Origin of the sequence: Nocardia vermiculata NBRC 100427 (assembly GCF_001613265.1) — a bacterium.
Classification (GTDB): Bacteria; Actinomycetota; Actinomycetes; order Mycobacteriales; family Mycobacteriaceae; genus Nocardia; species Nocardia vermiculata.
Map to the genome: position 1 here is coordinate 203,361 of NZ_BDCA01000005.1, position 23,096 is coordinate 226,456.

A 23,096-nucleotide genomic window follows, 5' to 3' on the forward strand; every position below is an offset into this window, starting at 1 on the left:
GCGTCCCTGCCCGGCGTGCGAGAATTGCGCGATGGATGACTACACCACTCACAAGCAGCGCGCCGAGGCGCTGCTCAGTGGCCTGACCGCCGGCGACGCGGCCAGCGGCGCGGAACGGCGGAACGTGATCGCTCAGGCACAGGCGCATGCTGCCCTCGCGCAGGCGGAAGCTCAGTGGGCGACCGCGGAGGCCATACGCGCACTCGGGTCGTCGCAGGCACGAAGCGCGGTCTGAACGACGCGGCCGCATGTCGGCCTCGGGACCACGGAAATGTGACATTTGTACAAGAGGGGGCGACGAGTCTCCGGCGAAGCTGTCGTCATGAGCGAATCGAACCCCGGCACGACAGGTATCGACACGACAGTCCACGGGGTGCACGTTGTCATCGATGGGGACGCGGCAGCACCGCCCTTGTTGCTCATCCACGGTTCGGGCGCAACCGGTTCGACGTGGGCGCCGCTGGTGCCGTCGCTCGCCACCGCGTATCGGGTGATCACGATCGACCTTCCGGGATGCGGCCGATCCGAGCCGCCGTCCACCTACGCTGTTCCCCAGCAGGCGGACCGGACAGCGGCAGTGTTGGACGAGCTCGGGTGCCGGAATCCGAAGGTGGTTGGTCACTCCAGCGGCGGGTATGTCGCTACCGCTCTCGTGGAGCGTCGTCCGGACCTGGTCGGCGAGCTGGTCCTGGTCGGTACGGGGCCGGGTCCCGCAGCGCTCTTGCCCGAGCCGGCAATCGTCAAGGCGCTCGCCTCGCCGCCCCTGGGCCCGCTCGTGTGGGCGATTCGTACCGACTCGATGATCCTGCGCGGACTGGCAGCGACTGCAGCGGCCCCGATCACGGTGCCCGACGCAGCTGTGGCGGATCTGCGCAGGACGACCTATCGCGGGATCCGCGCAATTCTCGCCGCCAACATGGACTACATCGTCGCGGGGACTGTGCCCGAGCGTCTCCTCGCCGCCGGGAAGCCGCCTCTCGTGATCTTCGGGGATTCCGACCCTCGATGGGACCCGGCTTCGGCGCGCCAGTACGAGGCAGTGCCGGGGGCCGAACTCGAATACCTTCGCGGCGTCGGACATATGGCGATGCTCGAGGCCCCTGACGCCCTCGCTCGCTCGATTCTCGACTACACACGTTAGTTACGGGCTTCAGGTCGGTGGCGATCGTGCGTACGGCGTTCACTGCCGGGGCGACCGCAAGGCTGGTGAAACATCCCTCGGCCATGGCCCGGTGGGCGTCCGCGGCCCCACTCACCGGTCGCCGCCGGAGACGATGGTTTTCCCGCTCGCTCGGTTGGCCGGTTGCAGCGCCTCCGCGGCTTCCGACAACGGCCGCACCGCACCCACCGCCGGTGTGAGTCGGCCGTCGCGGACGCGCTGGACGAGATCGGCGAGACGCACCCGGTCGGGTTCCACGACGAAGAAGACCGTCCGGCCGTCCGCGGGCCGAATATCGGTCGGGAGTGCGATGGTGACGAGCGTGCCGCCCGGGCGGACCAGTGCGGCGGACGGTTCCAGGAACTCACCGCCGAGCACGTCGAAGACCACATCGACACTGCCCGCGTCGGCGAGTTTCTCCGTCTCCAGATCGATGAAGGCATCGACGCCCAGTTCTGCCGCCCGGCGGCGGCTCGAGCTGCGGCCGGTGCCGATCACGTAGGCACCGGCTTGCCGGGCGAGTTGCGCGGCTACCGATCCCACAGCTCCGGTGACGCCGTGCACGAGCACGCTATGACCTGCGCTCAGATGTCCGTGATCGAACAGCCCCTGCCAGGCGGTCAAGCCGGCGATCGGGAGTGCCGCAGCGGTGACGTGGTCCACGTCGGCGGGCAGCGGCGCCAGATTGCGGGCCTCGACGGCGACGTATTCGGCGAGGGCGCCGTCGCGGGCCCAGTCCGCCATTCCGAACACTCGCTGTCCGATGCTCAGCCCGGTGGTGCCGAATCCGAGCTCGGTGACGACACCGGACAGCTCGTGCCCGGGGATGCTCGGTGTGCGGTCGCGCCCGGCGCGATCGGTCCAGGTCGCCGGCCAGTCCAGTTCGCCCGGCGTGAAACCGGCGGCGTGGACGCGCACGATGACGTCGTTCTCCGCTGCATGGGGATAGGGCCGGTCGGCCGAGTGCAGCCCGGCGAGGCCGGCGGCCCGATCGAGAACTACGACGGCTTGCATGTCTCGCTCCTCATGGTCGATGCGGCGCTACCCCGGATCGGTCCAGCGGATCGGAGCAGCAGGGTCGGTGACGGGTTCGGACTTCGAAGCGTATGCCGCACGGCGCACATCCAGCGGGATTGTGTCCGGGTGTACCACGTGTCGGCTCTCCTCGAGCGTTCACCAGCTGCTTCCCGCCTGCCGCAGGCGGGAAGCGCGTGCCGCCGAAAGCTGTTCTCGCGTGCTAATGTTCGCCCGCTTCGAACCCATCGACCAACGCTACAATCTCGAAAAAGGAGCCTACAGTGGCTGATTCGTTGCTAGCCGGGAAGAGCGTCGTCGTCACGGGAGCGGCACAGGGGATCGGTGCGGCAACCGCACAGCGCATTGCCGAGTACGGCGGCAGTGTGGTCGTCGCCGATATCGACGTGGACGGCGGGAACGAGACGGTTGCCAGGATCACCGACGGCGGCGGCGATGCGTTCTTCGTTCGCGCCGATGTGACCGCTGCGACCGACCTGCAGGCTCTGGTCCAGGCAGCGGTGGACCGATTCGGCCGACTGGACGGCGCGGTGAACAACGCCGGCATCGAAGAGCAGGGGGTGGCGTTGCACGAGAGTTCGGAACAGGCGTGGGACACCCTGCATGCGGTGAACCTCAAAGGTGTCTGGCTGTCCATGAAGTACGAAATCCAGCAGATGCTCACCCAGGGCAGCGGCGCGATCGTCAACACCGCTTCGGTAGCCGGTTTGGTCGGTCTTCCGCTGGGCATCGCGTCGTACTCGGCGGCCAAGGGCGGGGTGGTGGCGCTGACGCGCACCGCGGCGATCGAGTATGCGACACAGGGGATTCGGGTCAACGCCGTTTGTCCAGGGGTGGTCCGCACCGCGATGCTGGATCATGCGATCAACGCCGGGATGTTCACCGAGTCCGAGGCCGCTGCCTTGCATCCCACCGGAATCCTGCTGACACCACAGGATGTGGCCGAGAGCATCGTCTGGCTGTTGTCGGATGCGTCCGCCGGCTCGACGGGCCAGGCGATCGCGCTCGACCACGGCATGTCGGCCGGCTGAATGAGTACGCCGAACGTGAATGTTTCCTCCTGTCCGGTCGCCCATGGTTCTCCGGTCGTCTCCGACGAGCCGCGGGTACCGCTTTTCACGCCGGAATTCTCCTCGGATCCACACCTCGTCTACCGTGAAATGCGACAACGATACGGCTCTTTGGTGCCGATCGAGCTGGCGCCGGGGGTACCGGCCACCTTGGTGATCGGCTATCGGACCGCGCTGCGGATTCTCAACGATCCCGAGCACTTCCCCGCCGATCCGCGCACCTGGCAACAGGATATTCCGGCCGAGTGCCCGGTGTTGCCGATCATGGAGTGGCGTCCCACCGCGAGTAGGAGTTCCGGGCCCGACTTCGAACGCTACCGGCGGGCTGTCACCGCCAGTATCAACGAGGTTGATCTGTATGCGTTCCATACCACTGTGGAGCGGATTGCCATTCCCCTGATCAACTCCTTCTGTCAGGCCGGCACCGCGGATCTCATCGGCCAGTACGCATTTCCGCTGACGTTCGCGGTGGTCAATGCACTGCTGGGGTGCCCGCCGGAGATCGGGCAACGGGTGGCCGGTGGCATGGCCGCCATGTTCGAGGGAATCGATGCCGAACAAGGCAATCAAGCCATCAACGAGGCATTGCAGCATCTGGTGGCCCACAAACAGGCCGACTCCGGCAACGACGTCACGTCCCGGCTGCTGCAACATCCGGCCGGCCTCGACGAGACCGAAATGGTCAGTCATCTGGCCAGTTTGTACGGCGCAGGCATCGAGCTGCAGCAGAACCTGATCGTCAACACGCTGCTGCTGATCTTCACCGACGACCGCTTCGGCGGACATGTCATGGGCGGGAGCATGTCCACTCGCGACGCCCTCGACGAGGTCTTGTTCGACGACCCACCGGTGGCGAATCTGCTGATGACCTACCCTCGCCAACCGATCCTGATCGAGGACGTCTGGCTGCCCGCACATCAGCCGGTGCTGGTGAGCATGGCTGCCTGCAACAACGATCCCGCGATCCGGGCCGCCGACCACACCGGCAACCGCTCGCATCTGGCGTGGGGCGTCGGGCCCCGCGCGTGTCCGGCGCAGTCGCTGGCCTACCTGGTGGCGCAGGACGCCATCGACCAGCTGCTCGATGCACTGCCCGAGATGCGCCCGGCGATGCCGGACGGCACCCCGGTGTGGCGCCCCGGGCCGTTTCACCGGGCTTTGACGGCGCTGCCGGTCACATTCCCGCCGGCTCCGGTCAACACGTTCTGATCGTCGACTTGCGGTGCCGTAGGGTGAATTCGATTGCACTGCAAGCTCAACCAGATCGAACCGGCGCCGATGCCGGCGACGATGAACGGGTGCCCATGAAACTGTTGTTCAGCGCGACTCCTGCCTTCGGCCACATCCTGCCCTTGGTTCCGCTCATGCAGGCAGCGGTCGATACCGGGCATGCCGTCGGGTTGGTGACGAGCGGCGGCTTCAGGGACGTGATCGCTCCGGAACTTCCACCGGAGGTGGAATTCCTTGCTGCGGGTGTGATGCCGGACGAATTCTCCGAGGAGGCGGCCCGGCGCACCGGCGCGGATGTGTTCCATCCGACGCCCGCGGTGATCGGTGAGATCTTCGGTGGTGCCCGGGTCGACCTCGCCGTCGCGGACAGCATCGATCGGGCCGCCGAATGGGGTGCGGAGCTGGTCGTCGCCGAGCCGTTCGACGCGGTGGGGCCGATGATCGCCGCTCGGCTGGGGATCGAATGGCATCGTGCGGGTCTCGGTCCGGCGCTGCCCGCGGTGATCACCGACGAGATCGATCGTGCTGCTGCGGGTCGGTACGACCGGGTGCAGCTTCGCGAGGTCGCGGCGGCCGCGAGCTATATCGACCCGTGCCCACCGGGGCTGCAGGACCCCGACTGGTCGCCAGGTACCACAGTCCGGCCGGTCCGGGCCCGAGCACACCGGAGGCCGACCGACGTCGCACTCGATCTGCCCGGCTTCGATGCCGATGACGCACCCACCGTGCTGGTCACCTTCGGCACCATCTTCTCGGACCCGGACACCCTCACCGCGGCCGTGGCGGCGGTCGCTGAGACCGGCGCCCACGTGATCGCGACCCTGGGCTCCTCGCTGCGACACCCCACCGCTCGCCCGGACGGCGAACAGGAGTCCGGGCCGGACGGTGCGCGGGTGCTGTACGTGCCCTTCGTCCCGCTCGAGCAGTTGCTCGAGCGTGCGGATCTGGTGGTCGGGGCCGGCGGTGTGGGCACCATTCTCGGCGCCATGGCACACGGTCTGCCCATGGTGCTGTGGCCGCAGGGCGCCGACCAGCCCATCAATGCCGCGCGCGCCGCCGCATCAGGAACCTCGATCACGGTCGACGCGGCAGCAGGGATCGCACCCGCTGTCGCTGCGGCGCTCGAGGACGGCCGATACCGCCGTCGGGCCCGCGAGGTGGCCGCCGAGATCGCCGACCGCCCCCGGCCCGAGACGGTGATCGCCGAACTCACGAACCGGTAGCGCGCGGCGGTGGTCATGCCGTGCGGGCGGCGGTGATCATGCCCTGCGGGCGGCGTCGCGCCCGGCGACACGTCCGAATGCCAGGGCGTCACCGATGTGGAATCCGCCGTCCTTGCACCAGCTGTAGGTGGAGCTGATTTCACCGGCGGCGTAGAGGCCGGGGATCACCGCACCGTGTGTGTCGAGAACACGTGCCCGTCCGTCACGACGTGGTCCGCCGTTGGTCCACCCCAGCAGCGGCGTGACCCGCAGTGCATAGAAGGGGCCTTGCCGTAGCGGGCCGAGCTGTTCCGGGGCGCGGCCGAAGTGTTCGTCGGTCCCTTGCGCACATGCGGCGTTGTACCCATCGACGGTGCGCTGCAGCGTCGATGTGTCGAGGCCGATCGTTTCGGCCAGTTCGGCGATCGAGTCCGCACGCTCGATCAGTCCGCGATCGATTTCGGCACTGTTGTCCGCACTCCAGCGTGACCCGTTCATGAGCAGGTTCCAGCCCACCGGCAGGACATCGGGTGCCGGGCTCAACGGTCCGGCGGTCCGCATCTGTTCATCGAAGATCAGGTGGAAGGGTTGCAGCGGGAACAGTTCGTAGGAGCCGCCGCGGAGGATATGTCCGTGACACGGCGAGGTGGTCTCGTCGATGAACCGGCGGCCGTCGGCGTCCACCCACAGATAGTTGTGTGCGTTCCACAACGCCAGGTAGTTGCCGTTGCCGTCATCACCGCGAACTCCGGTGATGCTCATCATATTTCCCATATGCCACAGGTCGGCGCCCACGGCCTGGGCCATCCGGTGGCCGTCGCCGGTCGCGGCGGGTGACCCCCACAGCACGTGATCGGTGACGCGCAGGTAGTCGCGCACCATGCCGGTATCGGCCTGGAAGCCGCCGGTGGCGAGGACGACGCCGCCCCGTGCCCCGATGCGCTGCGGACCGTCCGCACCGGCGACCTCGACGCCGACCACTGCGCTGCCCTCGACGATCAGGCCGGTGGCGGCGGTCTCGTACCGGGTTTCGATATTCCGATCGGTCAATGCCGCCCGCAGAAAGCCGTGCAGCAGACCGTTTCCCATGTGCCCGGCGATCGTGTCCATTCCGGCGTAACAGTCGCTGCCCTCGACCGCGTGGTATTCGGGTTCGGTGTGGTAGTCGCCGCTCATGGCGACCTCGGCTCCCAGCTCCCGCAACCAGGTCGACACCTCGGCGGTCTCGGTGGCCCACGCGTCGACGACGTCCTCGGCGACCGGAAAGGGACCGTTCAGGGCGCGCAAGAAGATTCGCGCCCGCTCGGGATCACGATTGACCCACCAGCCGCCACCGGATACGCGGGTATTGCCACCCGCCGTGGCCTCGTCACACTTGTCGACCACGAGAATGTCGCCGCCGACCTGATGCGCGGCCAGGGCCGCAGCCGCACCCGCCGCACCCGACCCCACGACGACGACGTCGAATTCCTCGTCGAAACCCTGTCCGACCTCGCGCGAACTCACGGTGCAAAATCCTCACTTTCCGCGGCCGAGGATGTCCAGCACCGCGAGGTGGCTGAACAGCATCGACGCGCCGATCGGATTGCCGCCACCGGGGTAGACGGTGCCGCTGACCGCGGCCATGGTGTTACCCGCGGCGTACAGCCCGGCGATGGGCGACCCGGCGTGGTCGAGTACGCGGGCGTTGCGGTCGGTGCGCAGACCACCCTTGGTGCCGAGATCGGACAGCCCGAATGCCGCCGCGTGGAACGGTGCCCGGTCGATGGGGACCAGCGGCGACTGCCCCGGAGTGAAGGCGCGGTCGTAGGCTTCTTCGCCGCGGCCGAAATCGGTGTCGGCGCCCGCCGCGACCATGGCGTTGAACCGCGCCACGGTGGCGGTGAGATCCGCGGCCGGGACACCGATCGCTGCCGCCAGTTCGTCGAGCGTATCTGCGGTATGCCAGAGCCCGGCAGCCTCGTATTTCTCGGGTTCGACCATCGACACGTTCGTCGCCTGGATCGGTGGGACGACACCGTCGCGGTCGTCGTAGATCATCCAGAACGGCAGGGTCAGGCTGCCGTCGCGGAGCCGTTCGATGGCGGCGCGGCCGAGCCGGTCGTAGGGTGCGGATTCGTTGACGAATCGTTTGCCGTCGGGCCCGACGAAGATGCCGCCGGTGAAGCACAGGGCGAACGCGGAGCGACCGTCGGGGTGGGTGAGTCCGGGTGACCACCAGGCTTGATCCATGAGGTCGACATCACCACCGGCGGCGATACCGGCCTGATGCGCGCGCCCCTGGTTTCCGGGCGGCCCCATCGTGTCCCGGGCCTGGCCGGGTACGCCGTAGTGCCGGCGCAACTCGTCGTTGCCTTCGAATCCGCCCGCGGCCAGGAGCACACCGCGCCGGGCCCGGATCGTGACCGTCCCGGTGGGCTTCTCGATCACGGCGCCGACGACGGTGCCCTCCTCGACCACGAGTTCGACGAGGGCGGCGTTGCGGTGCAAACGCACCTCGGGGTAGGTCGACAGTGCCTTCAGGAAGCGACCGATCAGCGCTCGGCCACCGATCAGGGTGTCGGTAGGTTCGGCTCCCAAGCGGTCGGTGTCCAGTGTGCCGCGCAACTGGTCGTGCAGTTCGCCGAGCTCGGCCGCCGGCAGCGGCGCGGGTACGACGTGCCGCATACCGTCGTTGCGCGCCTTGGGTGCCGATCCGAAATAGTCCGGCCACGGGTAGGCCTGGAACTCGAAATGGTCGTCGCTTTCGAGGTATTCGATGAGCTCGCGCCCGCGGTGGACATAGGTTTCCTGGAGATCGGCCGGGGTGCGGTCACCGACCACCGCGCGGAAATAGGTCAGCGCGTCCTCGAGCGTGTCGTTCGCGCCGGCACGTTCCAGAACCGGGTTGCAGGGGTACCAGGCGCCACCGCCACCCGAATATGCCGTCGTCCCACCGAATTTGTCGGTCGCCTCCACCACGGCCACCGAAAGCCCCTCCCGGGCAGCGGTGTAGGCCCCGGCCAGGCCACCACCCGACCCTGCCACCAGAACATCCACTTCGTCATCGAAGTTCACCACTGCTCCACCGCCTCCTTGCGCTGCATACTCGTGCCGAGCTGACGGTAAGTCCGGTTCCGGGCCCGGCCAACGCCCCTTCCCGTTGACCGGAAGGCCGGCCCGGAATTCCCGAAGTCGTCCGCCGCGAACAGGTGATCAGCGGTCGGCGCGAGCGAGGAGTTCGCGGGCGGCCGCGCTGCCGTCGAGGACCCGGGCGGTGCGGCGCCGGATGAGCCATCTGCCGTCGATGCGTGCGAGTTCGAAACGGTTGGCGGTGACGCGCCAGACCCGGAAGGAGTCTTCGTCGAGGTTGCGGCGCAACAGCAGTGAGTGACAGGTCGCCACCGCGGTATCGCCGTCGACCCGGATGTGGACGGGATCCAGCAGGTGCCCGCATCCCTCGTTGATGAAGTCCTGGTGCGGTGGGGTGCGCACCATGTCGGTGATCGCGTCGCGCCCCTCCATCACCCGGATATCGATGTCGTACACGGCATCGTCGGCCCACAGCCGGGCGACGGCGTCGGCGTCGCCGGCGTCGACGGCGGGACCGTAGGCGGTCAGTACCTCCTGGATCGCGGCCTTGTCCTCCAGTGCCTGTACTCGATCGAGCAGGGCAGCCACCACATCTGCGGTCTCGGTCATAGCGCTCCTGTTCCGCTGTCGGGCACCCGCGTGGGCGGTGCCGTTCGCACCGTTCTACCGGTATCGGTGCGTCCCGGCGCCGCCGTTTCCGTTCAACGGAAATCCAGGTGTGCCGGGCCCTCCGCGCTGGGAGTGTGTGCCGCCATGGGCCATGTACTGGACAGCATCATGCAGCACGCCGACGAGATCCGCGCCGGCGCCGTCGAAGGTGAGACCCTCATGCGGCTCACCGACACCACCGCGAAGCATCTGCGGGATTCCCGCATCATCCGGATGTTCCAGCCGAAGGAGTACGGCGGTCTGGAGGGGCATCCTCGCGAGGCCGCCGAGACCGTTATGGCGCTGGCCGCGCTCGACGGTGCCGCGGGTTGGGTCGCAGGCATCGTGGGTGTGCATCCGTGGGAACTCGCCTTCTTCGATCCCCGCGCACAGCAAGAGGTTTGGGGCGAGGACAACGATATGTGGATGGCATCGCCCTACGCGCCGATGGGAGTCGCGGTTCCGGTCGAGGGTGGCTACATCCTGAACGGCAGGTGGTCCTTCTCCTCGGGCACCGATCACTGCGGGTGGGTCATGATCGGTGCGGCCGTCGGCGACAAGGACGGCAATCGCACCGGCGAGGTACGTCATGTGCTGCTGCCGCGTTCGGACTACGAGATCGACCAGGACAGCTGGAATGTCATCGGTCTGCGCGGCACGGGGTCGAAGGACCTGATCGTGAAGGACGCGTTCCTACCGGAGTACCGGACCATCGACGCCGAGATCGTGCTCAGTGGCAACGGATGGCGTCACGCGGGCCGTGACCAGACACTGTACCGTTTCCCGTTCTCGTGCATCTTCCCCCTGGGGATCACCTCGTCGCTGATCGGGATGACCGAGGGCGCGCTGGCCTGCTATGTCGCCGCGCAGAAGGAGCGAGTGCAGGTCACCGGCGTGCCGATCAAGGAAGATCCCTATGTCCTGTTCGCCGTCAGCGAGGCGGCGGCGGAGATCTCCGCCGCCCGGGTATCGCTGCTGGAAACGGTCGACCGTTTCTGGGACAAGACCGACCGCGGGCTGGAGATCGGTTTCGAGGAGCGCGCGGTCGGCCGACGCACCCAGATCGCGGCGGCGTGGCGCGCGGTGCGTGCGATGGACGAGGTCTTCGCCCGGGCCGGTGGGGCGGCGGTGCATCTGAAGACGCCGATGCAGCGGTTCTGGCGGGACGCTCATGTCGGCCTGACCCACGCCATCCACGTGCCCGGGGTGATCTACCACTCGGCGGCACTCACCCAGCTCGGTGGCGATCCGCAGGGGCCGTACCGCGCAATGATCTGACCCGCAACATCCTTCGAGGCCGGCTGATCCACGCTCGCCCGTAGCTCACACTGCTCGACCCCCGGCCCGGGTTTCGGCGGATTCCTCCTTCCGAGACCCGGGCCGATCTATGATCCCGTCCATTGATTGTTTGATCAATCAATGGGCCGTCTCGTCTTCGGAGTGCTCGTGACCGCTATCCACAACCCGCCTCGCACCGTGATGGGCCGCGTGCTGTTGTTACTCGAACCGTTTCGTGAGGCCGGCAGTCTGACGCTCACCGAGCTGTCGGAGTACACCGGCTTCCCCCGCTCCTCGACCCATCGGTTGCTGTCGCAGCTGGTGCGGGTCGGGTGGTTGCGCCGCAGCGGCACCACCTATTACCTCGGGCCGAAAATGGTGGAACTCGGCTCGCTGGCACAGCATCACGACCGGATCTACCGTGCGGCCGTCGACATCGCGTACCGGTTGCATCAACGCACCGCCATGGCCGTGCACTTGACGGTTCTCGACGGTGACGACGTGCTGTATCTGGAAAAGGTCGGCGGCCGCTGGGCCGCGACCGCCCTGCCCACCCGGGTCGGGCAGCGTCGGCCCGCCCGGGACACCGCGGAGGGGGCCGCGCTGCTGGCGCGGCGGGTCGGGCAGCGACCAGCCGTGCGGGAGAACATCGCCGAATGTGGTGCCGGTGGACGCGTGTGGTGTGTGGCCATGGCCTTCGATGCCGGTCGCCGCGAGATTGCGGCCCTGTCGCTGACCGGCTCGGTGGGACGGATACCCCCGGGAGTCGATCGCGACCTGGCGCTGGCGGTCGATCTGGTGGCGTCGAAACTTTCCCACTGAGCGGCGGCCCCGGCGCGGCGCCACCGAGTGGCGCCCCGAAACCGCTTCGGAAGATCCCGACTGCCTGCTATCGTGTCGACATCTATTGATTGATCGCTTGATCAATGTCGCATCCGGGCTGTTCACGGTCCGGCTCGCCGATGGAGGTACAGGTGCGCAACGGCGACGACTCTTCCCCGGCGGTCATCGACCGCATCGCAGCTCTGCTCGACGAGTTCAGTGGCGGGGACGAACTCACCCTGTCGCAATTGTCCTTGCGGACCGGGCTGCCACGTTCGTCCGTCCATCGCATGTTGTCGCGATTGGTGGAGCTGGGCTGGGTCAGCCGACGTCGGCATGTCTATGCGTTGAGCCGCACCATGTTCGAGTGGGGCGCACTCGCGCAACGGCACGACGACCTGCATCGAGCCGCCCATCCGATGCTGCACGAACTGCACGCGGTCAGTGGTTTGATCGTGCACCTCGCGGTGCTGGAAGGTAACGATGTGCGCTACCTGGACAAGGTCGGCCCTGAGCTCGTCGCCGTGCCCTCGCGCATCGGCGGGAGGCGGCCGGCGTTGCGGACCGCATTGGGCAAGGTGCTGCTGGCGCACGTCCGGCCGGAGCATTCCGCGGACCGCCCCCCGACCGCGCCGGCCCCGGTCGCGGTGGGTGCGCTGGATCGCCAGGAGGTCGCCGAGATTCGACGGCGGCGGCTGGCCGTGGAACGTGAGGAATCTGTGCCGGGTATCGCCTGTGTGGCGGCCCCGATCGGCAGCAGTCGCGGCTGCGTGGGAGCTGTCTCGGTGACCGGGCCGGTCGAGGTGGTGGACGCGGTGGCGCTGGCGATGCCGGTCCGCTCGGCGGCGCAACTGATCTGGCGAGCCCTGGGCGAGAACGGTTCCGGGCGGCCGACGTCGTTGATCGCTTGATCAACGCGTGTGGCACAATCGGCGTCGTGGATGAGCCACACCCGAATCCGACAGGGGAGCGATCGTGGATCCTCAGGAACGTAAACAGCTGATCCTCGACCGCTCGGCCGAGATCTTCGCCCACAAGGGAGTTTCCGCGACCACGATCCGTGAGATCGCCGACGCGGTGGGTGTCTACTCGGGTGCGCTCTACCACTACTTTCCGTCCAAGGAAGCGATCGTCACCGAACTCATCCGCGAATACATCGAGGATCTCTCGACGCGATGCACGGAGGTACTGGCGCGAGATCTGCCGCCGGTCGAACGGCTCGTTGCGCTCGCCACGATCGCGCTGGAGACCGGCGAGCAGTACCACGGCGCCACCTCGATCTGGCGCCGCGAGGGAGAGTACATGCGGGAACGCCTGGTAGCGGCCGATATGGCGGCCTCCGCCGACATCATGGAGATGGCCTGGCGCGATGCCATCAGAGAGGGTGTCGTCACCGGCGACCTCCGTGCCGATATCGATCCCCGGATCTTTCAGGAGCTCGTCTACGACGCGGTCTGGCACGCCTCGCGCTGGTTCCGTCCGGACGCCGAGCACGCACTGTCCGAGCTCGCCCGCACCATGATCTCGGTATTCGTCGACGGAATGCGCCCTCGTGACACCGATTCCGGCCCTGCCTCGGTGCAGGCAGGGCCGGCGGTGGCATCACTGTCCGGACACTGAGAGGTTGTCGGCGACTTCCTGGTGCCATGATTCGAGCGCGCGACTCGTGTCGACCTCGAACTCGAATCGCTGGGTCATTTCCGGGGTGACGTCTTCCAGATCGACGTAGAACTGGCTGTACCAGCGCCGGAGCTGATATACCGGGCCGTCTTCCTCGGTGAGCAGCGGATTTTCGATGCGGGACTTGTGCTTCCAGATCCCGATGTCCTGGGCGAACTGCTCTTCGAGTCCGTCGGTGAACAGCGTCGCCATCTCCGCGGTCTGCGCGTCGGTCATGCCGTCGATCTTTTCGACAATGGTGCCGAACTGGAGGACGAACGAGTTCGAGGTGACCGGGTAGTGGCAATTGATCAGCTTGGACTCGACCGTACGACCGTCGGCGACGGTGCGGATCGTGTCGAGCATGAAGGACGGGCCATAGTAGAAGGCATCCGAAATAGTCTGCGCTTCAGGGATATCCATTTGTACGCCGGTCTTGATGTCGTCCCGGCCGTAGGACCGCATATGCTGGCCCGCGATATGACCTTCGAAGACGTTCTTGAAGTATTCCGGCATCTGATAGTGCACGTAGAAGAAGTGCGCCATATCGACGACGTTGTCGACGATCTCGCGGCAATGTGAACCCTCGACCTGGATCGTGGTCCACGTCCAGTCGGTCCACCGCCCGTCCTCGTATCCCTCGATCTCCGGAATCGCCTGTTCCGCAGGCGGTTCGGATCCCTGCGGGCAGTTCCACACCAGCAGAATGCCGTTGCGCTCCATGGTGGTCCAGGCCCGCGTGCGGGCCAGTTTGGGGGCGTGGCGTGCGTAGGGAACCGATTCGCAGCGGCCCTTGCCGTTCCACCGCCAGTCGTGGAACGGGCAGGCTATCGCGTCGCCCTTGACCTCGCCCCGCGCGAGATTTCCACCCATGTGCCGGCAGAAGGCGTCGAGGACGTTGAGCTTGCCGGTCGAATCGGCGAAGACGACGAGTTCGGTGCCGAAGACCTTGACCTGGTGCGGTTTACCGTCCCGGAAATCCTTTGCCAGACCGATGCAATGCCAGCCGCGCGCGAAACGCGTCGGGTTGCTCCCGGTCTCGATATTGCGGACCTCGATCCGCTCGTGTTCGACAGTCATCGGCTGCTCCAGAATTGTGTGGGTGGATCGAACGGGACAAGCACCGAGGTCACCGGGGGATCGTGCGGACCTCTGCTGCGGCAAGGGGTTCGACATCGGGCTCGGACCGCGTGGTCGGAGTGATCGCGCCCCGAGTGGCGGCCTCGTCGATCGTGCGGTCGAGCGCTTCGCAGCGCAGCAGATAGGCGCTGCGGCCGGCCGCGGCCGCCATTTCCGGACACGTCCGTGCGGACTCGGTGGTCCATTGGACGCTCGTGTGAGCGGGGCTGTATTTCGCGACGAATACACGAGCGTCGCAGGTGTGGCAAGCGAGCGACTGCAATTTCCGGATCCCTTCCTCGGATGAACCGAGGTTAGGAATCGGGCTGCACCCGATACCACACGAGTTCAGCCCAGCGGAACATGCGCAGGGACGCTACGTCGCGGGCGACAGTGACACGATCGAGCCTGCTGCGGGGGAGGTTGCCGCCGCAGTGGCGGCCATCGTGACGAGCAATTCACGGGTGGCGTCGTCCGCGGGCAGGAATGTCTCGATCGCGATCTCGTCCACCGTGATGTCGCAGGGCGCGCCGAAAACGGTGACGGTGTACAGCAGGGCGAGGTCCGCGCCGTCGATGGTCATCCGCATCGGGACCACGATCTCTTCCGCGACCGGCGGCTCCCGGTCGGTGTCGGATCCCGGATACGACCGGAGTTCGGTGAGCAGGTCCCGCAGCCGCGGGTCCGCCGTGCGGTCCAGCTGACGTCGTACCCGACGGAGTGCGTTGGCCCGCCACTGCTCGGGGTTGCGCAGGTGTGCGAGGAGGCCGTCGGGATGCAGGGTTGCGCGCAACATGTTCAGTGGGGGACCGGCGACCGCCTCCGGTATCAGGCCGAGGAAGCGATGCATCGCCGCGTTCGCCGCCACCACGTCCCAGCACACGTCGATGGCGACGGCCGGATACGGCTCGTGGGCGTGCAGCAGCGACTCGAGTGCGACGGTGACCGCTCCGAGATCGCTCGGGGCACGTTCGGTGTGCTGCGGTGCGAAACCGGCGGCCAGATGGGCCCGGTTCCGTTCGCGTAGCGGCACCTCGAGCGCGGTGCAGATGCGCTCGATCATCGCGCGGCTCGGTTGCGCGAGGCCGGTTTCCATCCGGCTCACATGTCGGGCCGAGACCCCGGTCGCGAGGGACAGGTCGAGTTGGGACCGACCGCGGCGGCGGCGCCAGGATCGCAGGATCTCGCCCACCGGTTGCACTGTGCTGGTCACCGTTCCACCGTGGCACAGCGGGCGGCCGTGGGCCATGACCTCCGAGGTCATCGACAGTGGCCGGCGGGCGGCGCAGGGTGGTGGCACGAGGCCCATATTGCCGTCCGACCGAGGAGTTGTCACCATGTTCTTGTTCGAAATCGCCCACCCTGCAGGTGCTTTCGACGATGCCGATCGTGAGCTGTTCGGCTCGAGCGTGACCGATACGCTGACGGCGCCGGGGCACGCCCCGGAGGAGACGATGCGCCGCGCGGCGCTCGCGACGCACCTGGCATTCCACGAACTGACCGGATGGCGCACGGGCAACGGCCCCTACCGGCGGGGCGATCCGCCGCCGCTGATCGTCACCGTCACCACCCCGCAGGCCTGGATCGAGGACGAGGGTGCGCGGTTCTACATCGGCACGGTGCGCGCCGCGGTCAACCGGCTCGATGCCGCGCACGGGTGGAAACGTGATCCCGGCTCGCTCTGGGTGCGGATCAACGGGGTCCCCGACGGATCGATCGGCTGCGACGGGAAGCAGGCGACGGCCGACGATGTGCTGGACTTCCTCACCGCGGACTACCGCGCCGCGGTGGTGAACGGTGACGCCAGAAAGATCCCGGCGGGCAAGCTCCTCGATCCGACCTGCGGGATGCTGGTGCCGGATGTGGCGGCGTCGATGCCGATCGAGCACGACGGGGTGCGTGTCGGTTTCTGCGCGAAGGGATGCAGGGATTCCTACATCCGGCACGCAGGCCTGCACGGTATGATTGCCGAAAATTAACTCCGGCCGGCATCGTGATGGCCCCGCTCGGTCTCGACGCAGGGAGTATCGATATGAGGTTGCCTTCGCTGACAGTGGGCGTGGCTGTGCTGACGGCTGTCGTCGCACTGCAGGGCTGTTCGAACGATCAGAGCTCGACGAGCGAGCCCGGAACCACCCCGCCGGTGTTCAGTTCCGCAGCACCGCCGTGCCCGGGTGGTGTCCCCGACGGCGGGACCGGGCCGACCGGATCGGCCTGTGATCCTCGCGCGGCCGCCGGGCAACCGGTCGAACTCGGACAACCCACGCCGGTGGACATCCCGGCGGACGCGCTGGTGGGCACCGCGCCGGGGGACGGCCTGGTCGGGATCTATGCGCCGCAGTGGTGGGGTGCCGGCGCCGCCGGATTGGCGTGCGAAGTGACCGATCCTACGAATCAGCCGCTGCCGCTGCAGCCGCCGGTCCCGGGCGATTTCCAGCCGCTCGCTGTCGAGGGCGCCGAATGGGTGGCGATCTGGACGTATCCGGCCGTAGCCGGAAAATCCACGGTGAACTGTCACGACGACGGCACCGGGCGGCTACCCGCGGACGGTCCACAGTATGTCCGGGCTGCCCTGCTCTCGATAGCCGAGCGCTAGCCGGCGTGCTGCCGGGTCCACCCCGGTGCGCGGTGTGACGGCTATCCGACAGCGGCCGAGGCCTTGTCTGCCGGTGCCTGCGTCTCCTGCAGCCGCGTCGGCCACCAGATCCGTGGCCCGGCCAGGGCGAAGATCGCCGGGATGACGATGGTGCGCACGATGAAGGTGTCGAGCAGAATGCCGATGCCCACGATCACGCCGAGCTGAGTGAGGGTGATCAACGGCAGCACGCCGAGCACCGCGAACACAGCCGCCAGCACGATGCCCGCACTGGTGATGACCGCACCTGTCGCCGACACCGCACGCACGATGCCGTCGATCGTGCCGTGCTGCGGTGTCTCCTCCCGGGTGCGGGCGAGCAGGAAGATCGTGTAGTCCACGCCGAGGGCGACCAGGAACAGGAACGCGAACAGCGGCACCGTGGTGTCCAGTGCCGGGAAACCCAGCACGTGGATGGTCAGCCAGCCACCGGCACCGATCGCGGCGACCGCGCTGAGAGCGGTGGCCAGGACCGGTATCAGGGCCGCGGCCGGTGCGCGCAGCAACATCAGCAGCACCAGCGTGACAACGACCAGGATGAGCGGGATCACGACCTTCTGGTCGCGGTCGGCGGCGTCGCGGACATCGAGTTCCTGCGCATCCGAACCACCGACCAGAGCATGCGCGTCGAGTCCGCTCAGCTCCTGCCGCATCGCGGTCACGGTGTCGAACGCCTGGGATGAGGAGGGCGCCGCATCGAGTGTCACCGCCCAGCGTGCGAGATCGTCCGTGGTCCCGGTGGGGATCACCGAGTCGACGCCCGGGGTGGCGGACAGGGTCGATTGCACGCGGTCGGCGGCGGCGCGGTCGGCGACGACCGTCGCCGGAGTCGAGGCGCCGGACGGGAAATGCTGCGCGAGGGTGTCGTAACCGAGCTCCGATTCGGAGGTGACCCGGAACTGCTCGGTCTGGGTGAGGCCGCTGTGCACGCCCGTCAGCCCGCACGCCAGCACCGCCAGTAGTGCGACCGACCCGATCGCGGCGACCAGCCGGTGGGCCGTGACCCGCACCGCGACGCGATGCCAGACTCCTTCGGGAGCGGCAGCCTCGGCATCGGCCCGGGGGACGAACGGCCAGAACAGTCCGCGACCGAATACTGCCAGTGCGGGCGGCAGCACCAGCAGTACCGAGACCAGGGCGATGACCAGGCCGACCGCACCGAATGCGCCGAGGCTGCGGGTGGACGGCAGTGCCGCCAGCAGCAGCACCAGCAGGGCGAGGACGACGGTGGCGTTACTGGCGGCGATGGCCGGTGCGGCCCGCCGTACCGCGCGGCGCAGGGCCAGCCGGTGATCGGGTTCGCGGCGCAGTTCGTCGCGGTAGCGCGAGATCATCAGCAGTGCGTAGTTGGTGCCTGCGCCGAACACCAAGACACTGGTAATGCCGGAGGTGGAGCCGTCGAAGCTCAGCCCCGTCAGCGCGGCGAGGCTCGAACCGGCCACACTGGCGACCCGGTCGGCCACGCCGATCACCAGCAGCGGAACCAGCCACAGCACCGGGGAGCGGTAGGTGGCGATCAGCAGCACGGCCACGACGGCGGCGGTGACACCCAGCAGGGTGATGCTGGCACCGGAGAAGGCGTCGGCGATATCGGCGCCGAAGGCGGGGCCGCCGGTGACGCGGGCGGTGAGCGCCGGAGGTAGTCCGTCGCGGGCCGCGGAGCGTAACTCCGAGATCTGGTCCTTCAGATCGAAGCCGGAGAGGCTCGAGTCCACCGGAACCTGCCCGATCACCGCCTTGCCGTCCTGTGCGGTGACCGGAGGAGCCGATTGCTGCTGAGCGGCAGCAGGTTCGGTGGCTTGCATCCGTTCGAGTGCCGCGGTGGCGGCGGCGCGGTCGCCGGCATCGAGCTCCTGGTCGTCGGACCGGGTCACCACCAGGATCGCCGGTGCCGCACCGGCATCGGGGAATTCGCGCAGCGCCTGCTTCACCTGGGCGGATTCGGAGTCGCCGGGCAGCGAATCGGGCCCGGCCTCCGAGCCGCCGGATCCCGCCATCCCGAGCACACCCATCACGACGACGACCAGGGCCAGCGCGAAAATCCATGCTCGCCGCGCGGTGACGGCGCGGGCGTAGCGGTCCCACAGATCCATGGGCCCCACTATTTCAGTACGCCGGTGCCACAGTCGGTCCGACCGTAATCAACGCGTCTCACCTTCGGAAGCGGTGTCGTCCGAACGGTCCTCGGCTTCGTCGCCGTTCGTGTCGGTCCGGCCGAAGAGGCGGCGGACCACGCGATCGACGACGAAGCCGAGCACCACGGCGCAGGCGATTCCGATGACCGCGGCCAGCAGCGGCCGGTTCTCGAGCCAATGCCCGAACAGGCTGGCGACCGCGACCGAATAGATCGCCCAGCTGATACCGCCGATCATCGACAGCGGGAAGAATTTCCGCCACGGATACGCGGTCGCGCCCGCGGTCACGTTCACCGCGATCCGGCCGACCGGGATGTAGCGCGCGGTGATGATGAGCAACGCCGCCCGTTCGTCGAGCATGCGGCGGGCCCAGTCGAACGCATGCGCGATCTTCGGTGTGCGCATCCAGCCGAATCGCTCCGTCCCGATGGTGTGGCCGATTCCGTAGGCGATGTTGTCGCCGATGATCGCCCCCAGCGCTGCGGTCGGGATCAGCCACCACCACGCGGGTGAACCGGTCGAGCTGCCGATGGCCGCCAGGGCCGCGATGACCGATTCGCTGGGGACCGGCGGAAAGAACGCGTCGATGACGCAGACCGCGAAGAGTGCGGGGTATACCCAGGGGGAGTCCGCTGCACCGGTCACGAACTCCTGTAGCTCGTTCAGCACGCCGACGAACCTTTCGTTGTTCTCGGCCGGAGAACGAGCCCGTCATCGAGCGACGGCCCGGAGATCCGGCACTCGCACGTACCCGGACACGCTGTGGCCAACGATACCCGGCGCGGAGTCCGCCCCCGCCGGGTGAGCGCTCGCTGCGGCCCAGGTCGCGTTCGGTGGTGTCCGGTGGGTGGGCCTGGTGCTGGCCGCCGCCGATCCGGGTGTGCCAGTAATGGACCACTTGCGTGCGCGCCGATTACGGCACCGACGAATGGGAGAAGTGATGAAGCCCCACCGGCTCGACGAGTACCCGGTCCATCAGGCGCCGCTGTCGATGGCGCGAACCGCGACGACCGACCGGAACTTCTACGACCGCAACTATTTCAACGCCCACAATCGGGACGGCGGGACGTTCCTGGTCTCCGGTTTCGGCGTCTATCCGAATCTCGGCGTGGTGGACGCGTTCGCGACCGTCCGCAAGGGCGACAAACAGCTGGCGGTCCGTTTCTCCGATGCCTACGACCAGCGCGGTACCGAATCACAGGTCGGGGGCTACCGCATCGAGGTCATCGAGCCACTGGAGCAGGTCCGGGTGATCTGCGAGCACGACCAGCTGTCGTTCGACCTCACCTGGGACGGCAGCTTCGACGCGGTGCTCGAGGAACTGCACATCAATATGGACGGCCCGCGCCCGATTCTGGAGGCGTCCCGCTTCGCGCAGGTCGGGACCTGGTCGGGCACCCTGTCGGTGTACGGCGAGGACATCACCGTCGACCCCGAGGTGTGGCTGGGCAGCCGCGACCGCTCGTGGGGCATCCGGCCCAGCGGTGATCCCGATCCGGCCGGCCGCCGCGCCGAGGAGCCGCGCGAAGGGCATTGGTGGACCTATGTGCCGCTGCGTTTCGACGATTTCATGCTGGTGATCATCGCCCAGGAGAATCCGGACGGGTTCCGCACGCTCAACCACGCCACCCGGGTCTTCGCCGACGGTCGGGTCGAGCAGTTGGGCTGGCCGCGCTTCGAGACCAGCTACGCCGCCGGCACCCGTACCCCCACGAGTGCGCGCATCCACCTGACCACCCCGAAGGGTGAGGCCCTGGTGGTCGATGTCGAGCCGCAGACCTACGTGAACCTGCAACGCGGCTGCGGCTACGTCGGCGATCCGGAATGGGCGCACGGCGTATGGAAGGGCCGCGACTGGTCGCTGGCCACCGAATACGATCTGACCGCGCCCGAGCTGGTGGGGCTGCTGCCCTACAGCACCATCGACCATGTCGCGAAGGCCACCTGCAACGGACAGGAAGGCTGGGGACTGTACGAGCATGCGGTGATGGGCCGCCACGACCCGTCGGGCTTCACCGGCTGGGTCGACATGGCGCCGTAGGGCGCCGCCGGCGCGGCGGTATCGTCGCGCGAGCGGGCGGGGCATTCGAGCCCGCGGAAGAATCGAAAGGACACCACGTTGCAGGTTTCGGGAAAAGTCTTCGTCGTCACGGGAGCCGGTAACGGCATCGGGCGCTGTGTCACGCTGGAGTTGGTGCGCCGCGGCGCGACCGTCGCCGGCGCCGACCTGGACCCGCAGGCGCTCGCCGGTACGGCCGAACTGGTCTCGGATCGGTCGCGGTTCACCACCCACGTGCTCGACATCTCCGATCGCGACGCGGTGGCGGCCTTCCCCGGCAGCGTGCTCGCGGCCCACGACCATGTGGACGGGTTGTTCAATATCGCCGGTATCGCACAGCAGTTCCAGACCACGATCGACGTGAGCGACGAACGCATCGACACCATCATGCGGGTGAACTTCTTCGGTGCGGTCTGGATGTCGCGGGCGTTCCTGCCGCATCTGCTGAAGCGGCCCGAGGGGGTCATCATGAACACCTCCAGCCTGTCCGCAATCGTCGGCGTGCCGGGGTCTGCGACCTACGGCGCGTCCAAGGCCGCGCTCGCACTGTTCGGTTACGGCATGGCACAGGATCTGCGTGCCGATACCAACGTCACCGTCACCACGGTGCTGCCCGGTGCGGTGTGGACGGATCTGGTGCGCAAGAGCGCGGGAATGCTCGGTGCCCCGGAGAAGGCGGCCGAGATGTTCTCCGCCAAACCCGAGGCGGTGGCCCGGCGCATGGTCGATACCACCATGAAGGGCAAGCAGCGGGTGGTGATCGGCCGGGACGGTCATTTCTACGATGTGGTGCGTCGCTTCAGCACCGCGGTGGCCGACAAGGCGTCGTATCTGCAGGTGGGGAAGATGTTCTATGCCAAGCAGAAGAAGGACAAGGCTGCGGCGGCGCAGACGGCTGCCTGACTCGAGCCGGGTTACGCCGGATAGACGCTGATCTCGGTGGCCTTGACCGCGGCCCACAGTGGCATTCCCGGCTGCAGGCGTAGCTCGGCGACCGCGGCGGGGGTGATATCCGCGAGGACCGGCGGGGTCCCTTCGAGGCGGACCCGGGTGCGGTCGGAGTGTTGTTCCAGGCCCGCGACGGTGACCGGCCAAGTGTTGCGCGGGCTGCCCTCCGGTCGCCGGGGGAAGACGCCGACGGCGGTGGGGGCGAAGGCGAGAAAGACCTCGCCCGCGGCGGGCTCGGACACCGTCAGCTCGCCCCCGCTGTCGACCGTTACCGTCGTTCCCGTACCGCACCCACGAAAGAGATTGAGCCCCACCAGATTCGCGACATACTCCGAGCGCGGGCGGCGCGCGACCTCGCTCGGTGCGCCCTGCTGCACCACCGTGCCCTGCTCGAGGATGACGAGCCGGTCCGCCAGGACCATCGCATCGAGCGGATCGTGGGTGACCAGCACGGTGTGGCCGTGATAATCGTCGAGGTGATGGGCGAGATCGGCGCGTACCTGCAGACGGGTTCCGGCATCGAGGGCGGCGAGCGGCTCGTCCAGTAGCAGTACCTGCGGATCGGTGGCGAGTGCGCGCGCCAGCGCCACGCGCTGTGCCTGCCCACCGGACATGGTGCGCGGCGTGGCGCGGGCGTAGTCGACGAGCCCGACCCGGTCCAGCCAGTGTGTGGCGCGATCGCGGGCCGGGCCGCGGCGCATTCCCCGTGCTCGCAACCCGAACGCCACATTCTCCAACGCCGAAAGATGCTGGAACAGTAGGTAATCCTGGAACACCACACCCACGCGGCGGTCCTCGGCGGCAACGAAGGTACCCGGCGGCTCGTCCCAGACCTGGTCGCCGACCGCCAGGTGCCCGCTGTCGAGCGGAACCAGGCCCGCCAGCGCCCGCAATGCGGTGGTCTTCCCCGCGCCGTTGGGGCCGAGCAGCGCCACCACCTCGCCGGGTGCCGCCTCGATGTCGATGTCGAGGCGGAAATGTGCGCGCCGCACCCCCAGCCGTGCCCGCAGTGTCATAGCACCCCC

General features: G+C 67.9%; 23 protein-coding genes. 13 read left to right on the forward strand and 10 right to left on the reverse strand.

From position 1 onward, the window contains the following. Positions 1-31 precede the first annotated feature (31 nt). Both NV2_RS08975 and NV2_RS08980 read left to right on the forward strand, forming a co-directional pair. Positions 32-235 carry a hypothetical protein gene (locus NV2_RS08975; RefSeq protein ID WP_067871082.1) on the forward strand — a complete coding sequence of 68 codons (204 nt, stop codon included), beginning with the start codon at positions 32-34 and terminating at the stop codon, positions 233-235. Between the two features lie 87 nt (positions 236-322). Further along, positions 323-1,141 carry an alpha/beta fold hydrolase gene (locus NV2_RS08980; RefSeq protein ID WP_067871083.1) on the forward strand — a complete coding sequence of 273 codons (819 nt, stop codon included), beginning with the start codon at positions 323-325 and terminating at the stop codon, positions 1,139-1,141. A 111-nt stretch (positions 1,142-1,252) separates the two neighbouring features. On the opposite strand, the gene NV2_RS08985 is transcribed toward NV2_RS08980, so the two are convergent. Next, complete coding sequence (locus tag NV2_RS08985) at positions 1,253-2,173, reverse strand: NADP-dependent oxidoreductase (RefSeq protein ID WP_067871084.1); 921 nt, start codon at positions 2,171-2,173, stop codon at positions 1,253-1,255. Between the two features lie 284 nt (positions 2,174-2,457). Between NV2_RS08985 and NV2_RS08990 the strand changes: the two genes are divergently transcribed. From NV2_RS08990 to NV2_RS09000, 3 genes are all read left to right on the forward strand, one after another. Continuing rightward, entirely contained in the window at positions 2,458-3,225 is a 768-nt protein-coding gene (locus NV2_RS08990; RefSeq protein WP_174550565.1) for a glucose 1-dehydrogenase, read from the forward strand. Then, positions 3,226-4,473 carry a cytochrome P450 family protein gene (locus NV2_RS08995; protein WP_067871085.1) on the forward strand — a complete coding sequence of 416 codons (1,248 nt, stop codon included), beginning with the start codon at positions 3,226-3,228 and terminating at the stop codon, positions 4,471-4,473. It abuts the gene before it with no gap. Between the two features lie 95 nt (positions 4,474-4,568). Further along, positions 4,569-5,717: a glycosyltransferase gene (locus NV2_RS09000; protein ID WP_067871207.1), complete on the forward strand. Its 1,149-nt coding sequence runs from the start codon at positions 4,569-4,571 to the stop codon at positions 5,715-5,717. Between the two features lie 36 nt (positions 5,718-5,753). Here the strand turns inward: NV2_RS09000 and NV2_RS09005 are convergent, their stop codons facing one another. From NV2_RS09005 to NV2_RS09015, 3 genes are all read right to left on the reverse strand, one after another. Beyond that, positions 5,754-7,202, reverse strand: coding sequence for an FAD-dependent oxidoreductase (locus NV2_RS09005; RefSeq protein ID WP_067871086.1), 1,449 nt, complete (start codon positions 7,200-7,202; stop codon positions 5,754-5,756). 12 nt (positions 7,203-7,214) lie between these two features. After that, a complete protein-coding gene (locus NV2_RS09010; protein ID WP_067871087.1) occupies positions 7,215-8,756 on the reverse strand; it encodes an FAD-binding protein in 1,542 nt (513 codons plus the stop codon). A gap of 135 nt (positions 8,757-8,891) precedes the next feature. After that, the gene (locus tag NV2_RS09015) at positions 8,892-9,377 is read right to left on the reverse strand and encodes a nuclear transport factor 2 family protein (protein WP_067871088.1); all 486 of its coding nucleotides are present in this window, start codon (positions 9,375-9,377) and stop codon (positions 8,892-8,894) included. Between the two features lie 144 nt (positions 9,378-9,521). On the opposite strand from NV2_RS09015, the gene NV2_RS09020 reads away from it, so the two are divergent. The 4 genes from NV2_RS09020 (at position 9,522) to NV2_RS09035 (ending at position 13,136) form a co-directional block, all read left to right on the forward strand. Then, complete coding sequence (locus NV2_RS09020) at positions 9,522-10,694, forward strand: acyl-CoA dehydrogenase family protein (protein ID WP_067871208.1); 1,173 nt, start codon at positions 9,522-9,524, stop codon at positions 10,692-10,694. A 168-nt stretch (positions 10,695-10,862) separates the two neighbouring features. After that, positions 10,863-11,516, forward strand: coding sequence for an IclR family transcriptional regulator (locus tag NV2_RS09025; RefSeq protein WP_245662517.1), 654 nt, complete (start codon positions 10,863-10,865; stop codon positions 11,514-11,516). Between the two features lie 152 nt (positions 11,517-11,668). Further along, positions 11,669-12,427: an IclR family transcriptional regulator gene (locus NV2_RS09030; protein WP_067871209.1), complete on the forward strand. Its 759-nt coding sequence runs from the start codon at positions 11,669-11,671 to the stop codon at positions 12,425-12,427. A gap of 64 nt (positions 12,428-12,491) precedes the next feature. Continuing rightward, positions 12,492-13,136, forward strand: coding sequence for a TetR/AcrR family transcriptional regulator (locus tag NV2_RS09035; RefSeq protein ID WP_067871090.1), 645 nt, complete (start codon positions 12,492-12,494; stop codon positions 13,134-13,136). On the opposite strand, the gene NV2_RS09040 is transcribed toward NV2_RS09035, so the two are convergent. The 3 genes from NV2_RS09040 to NV2_RS09050 form a co-directional block, all read right to left on the reverse strand. Continuing rightward, positions 13,119-14,255: a 3-ketosteroid-9-alpha-monooxygenase, oxygenase component gene (locus NV2_RS09040; protein WP_067871091.1), complete on the reverse strand. Its 1,137-nt coding sequence runs from the start codon at positions 14,253-14,255 to the stop codon at positions 13,119-13,121. The genes NV2_RS09035 and NV2_RS09040 overlap by 18 nt on opposite strands. A 49-nt stretch (positions 14,256-14,304) precedes the next feature. After that, positions 14,305-14,466 (reverse strand): hypothetical protein, encoded by a 162-nt coding sequence (locus NV2_RS32170; RefSeq protein ID WP_245662518.1) that lies wholly within the window; start codon positions 14,464-14,466, stop codon positions 14,305-14,307. A gap of 204 nt (positions 14,467-14,670) precedes the next feature. Then, positions 14,671-15,507 carry a helix-turn-helix domain-containing protein gene (locus NV2_RS09050; protein ID WP_210749386.1) on the reverse strand — a complete coding sequence of 279 codons (837 nt, stop codon included), beginning with the start codon at positions 15,505-15,507 and terminating at the stop codon, positions 14,671-14,673. Between the two features lie 124 nt (positions 15,508-15,631). Between NV2_RS09050 and NV2_RS09055 the strand changes: the two genes are divergently transcribed. Together NV2_RS09055 and NV2_RS09060 are read left to right on the forward strand one after the other, a co-directional pair. Then, complete coding sequence (locus tag NV2_RS09055; protein ID WP_067871093.1) at positions 15,632-16,273, forward strand: hypothetical protein; 642 nt, start codon at positions 15,632-15,634, stop codon at positions 16,271-16,273. Positions 16,274-16,326: 53 nt separating this feature from the next. Continuing rightward, positions 16,327-16,890 (forward strand): hypothetical protein, encoded by a 564-nt coding sequence (locus NV2_RS09060; RefSeq protein ID WP_157102811.1) that lies wholly within the window; start codon positions 16,327-16,329, stop codon positions 16,888-16,890. A gap of 41 nt (positions 16,891-16,931) precedes the next feature. Here NV2_RS09060 and NV2_RS09065 read toward each other — a convergent pair whose 3' ends face one another. Together NV2_RS09065 and NV2_RS09070 are read right to left on the reverse strand one after the other, a co-directional pair. Continuing rightward, positions 16,932-19,022, reverse strand: a complete 2,091-nt coding sequence (locus tag NV2_RS09065; protein WP_067871095.1) for an MMPL family transporter — start codon at positions 19,020-19,022, stop codon at positions 16,932-16,934. A 48-nt stretch (positions 19,023-19,070) separates the two neighbouring features. Next, positions 19,071-19,733, reverse strand: coding sequence for a DedA family protein (locus NV2_RS09070; protein WP_210749387.1), 663 nt, complete (start codon positions 19,731-19,733; stop codon positions 19,071-19,073). Positions 19,734-20,004: 271 nt separating this feature from the next. On the opposite strand from NV2_RS09070, the gene NV2_RS09075 reads away from it, so the two are divergent. Both NV2_RS09075 and NV2_RS09080 read left to right on the forward strand, forming a co-directional pair. Next, positions 20,005-21,105 carry an Rv3169 family protein gene (locus NV2_RS09075; protein WP_157102812.1) on the forward strand — a complete coding sequence of 367 codons (1,101 nt, stop codon included), beginning with the start codon at positions 20,005-20,007 and terminating at the stop codon, positions 21,103-21,105. Positions 21,106-21,183: 78 nt separating this feature from the next. Then, positions 21,184-22,026 carry an SDR family NAD(P)-dependent oxidoreductase gene (locus NV2_RS09080; RefSeq protein WP_067871096.1) on the forward strand — a complete coding sequence of 281 codons (843 nt, stop codon included), beginning with the start codon at positions 21,184-21,186 and terminating at the stop codon, positions 22,024-22,026. An 11-nt stretch (positions 22,027-22,037) separates the two neighbouring features. Here the strand turns inward: NV2_RS09080 and NV2_RS09085 are convergent, their stop codons facing one another. Beyond that, entirely contained in the window at positions 22,038-23,087 is a 1,050-nt protein-coding gene (locus NV2_RS09085) for an ABC transporter ATP-binding protein (RefSeq protein ID WP_067871097.1), read from the reverse strand. Between the last annotated feature and the right edge of the window lie 9 nt (positions 23,088-23,096).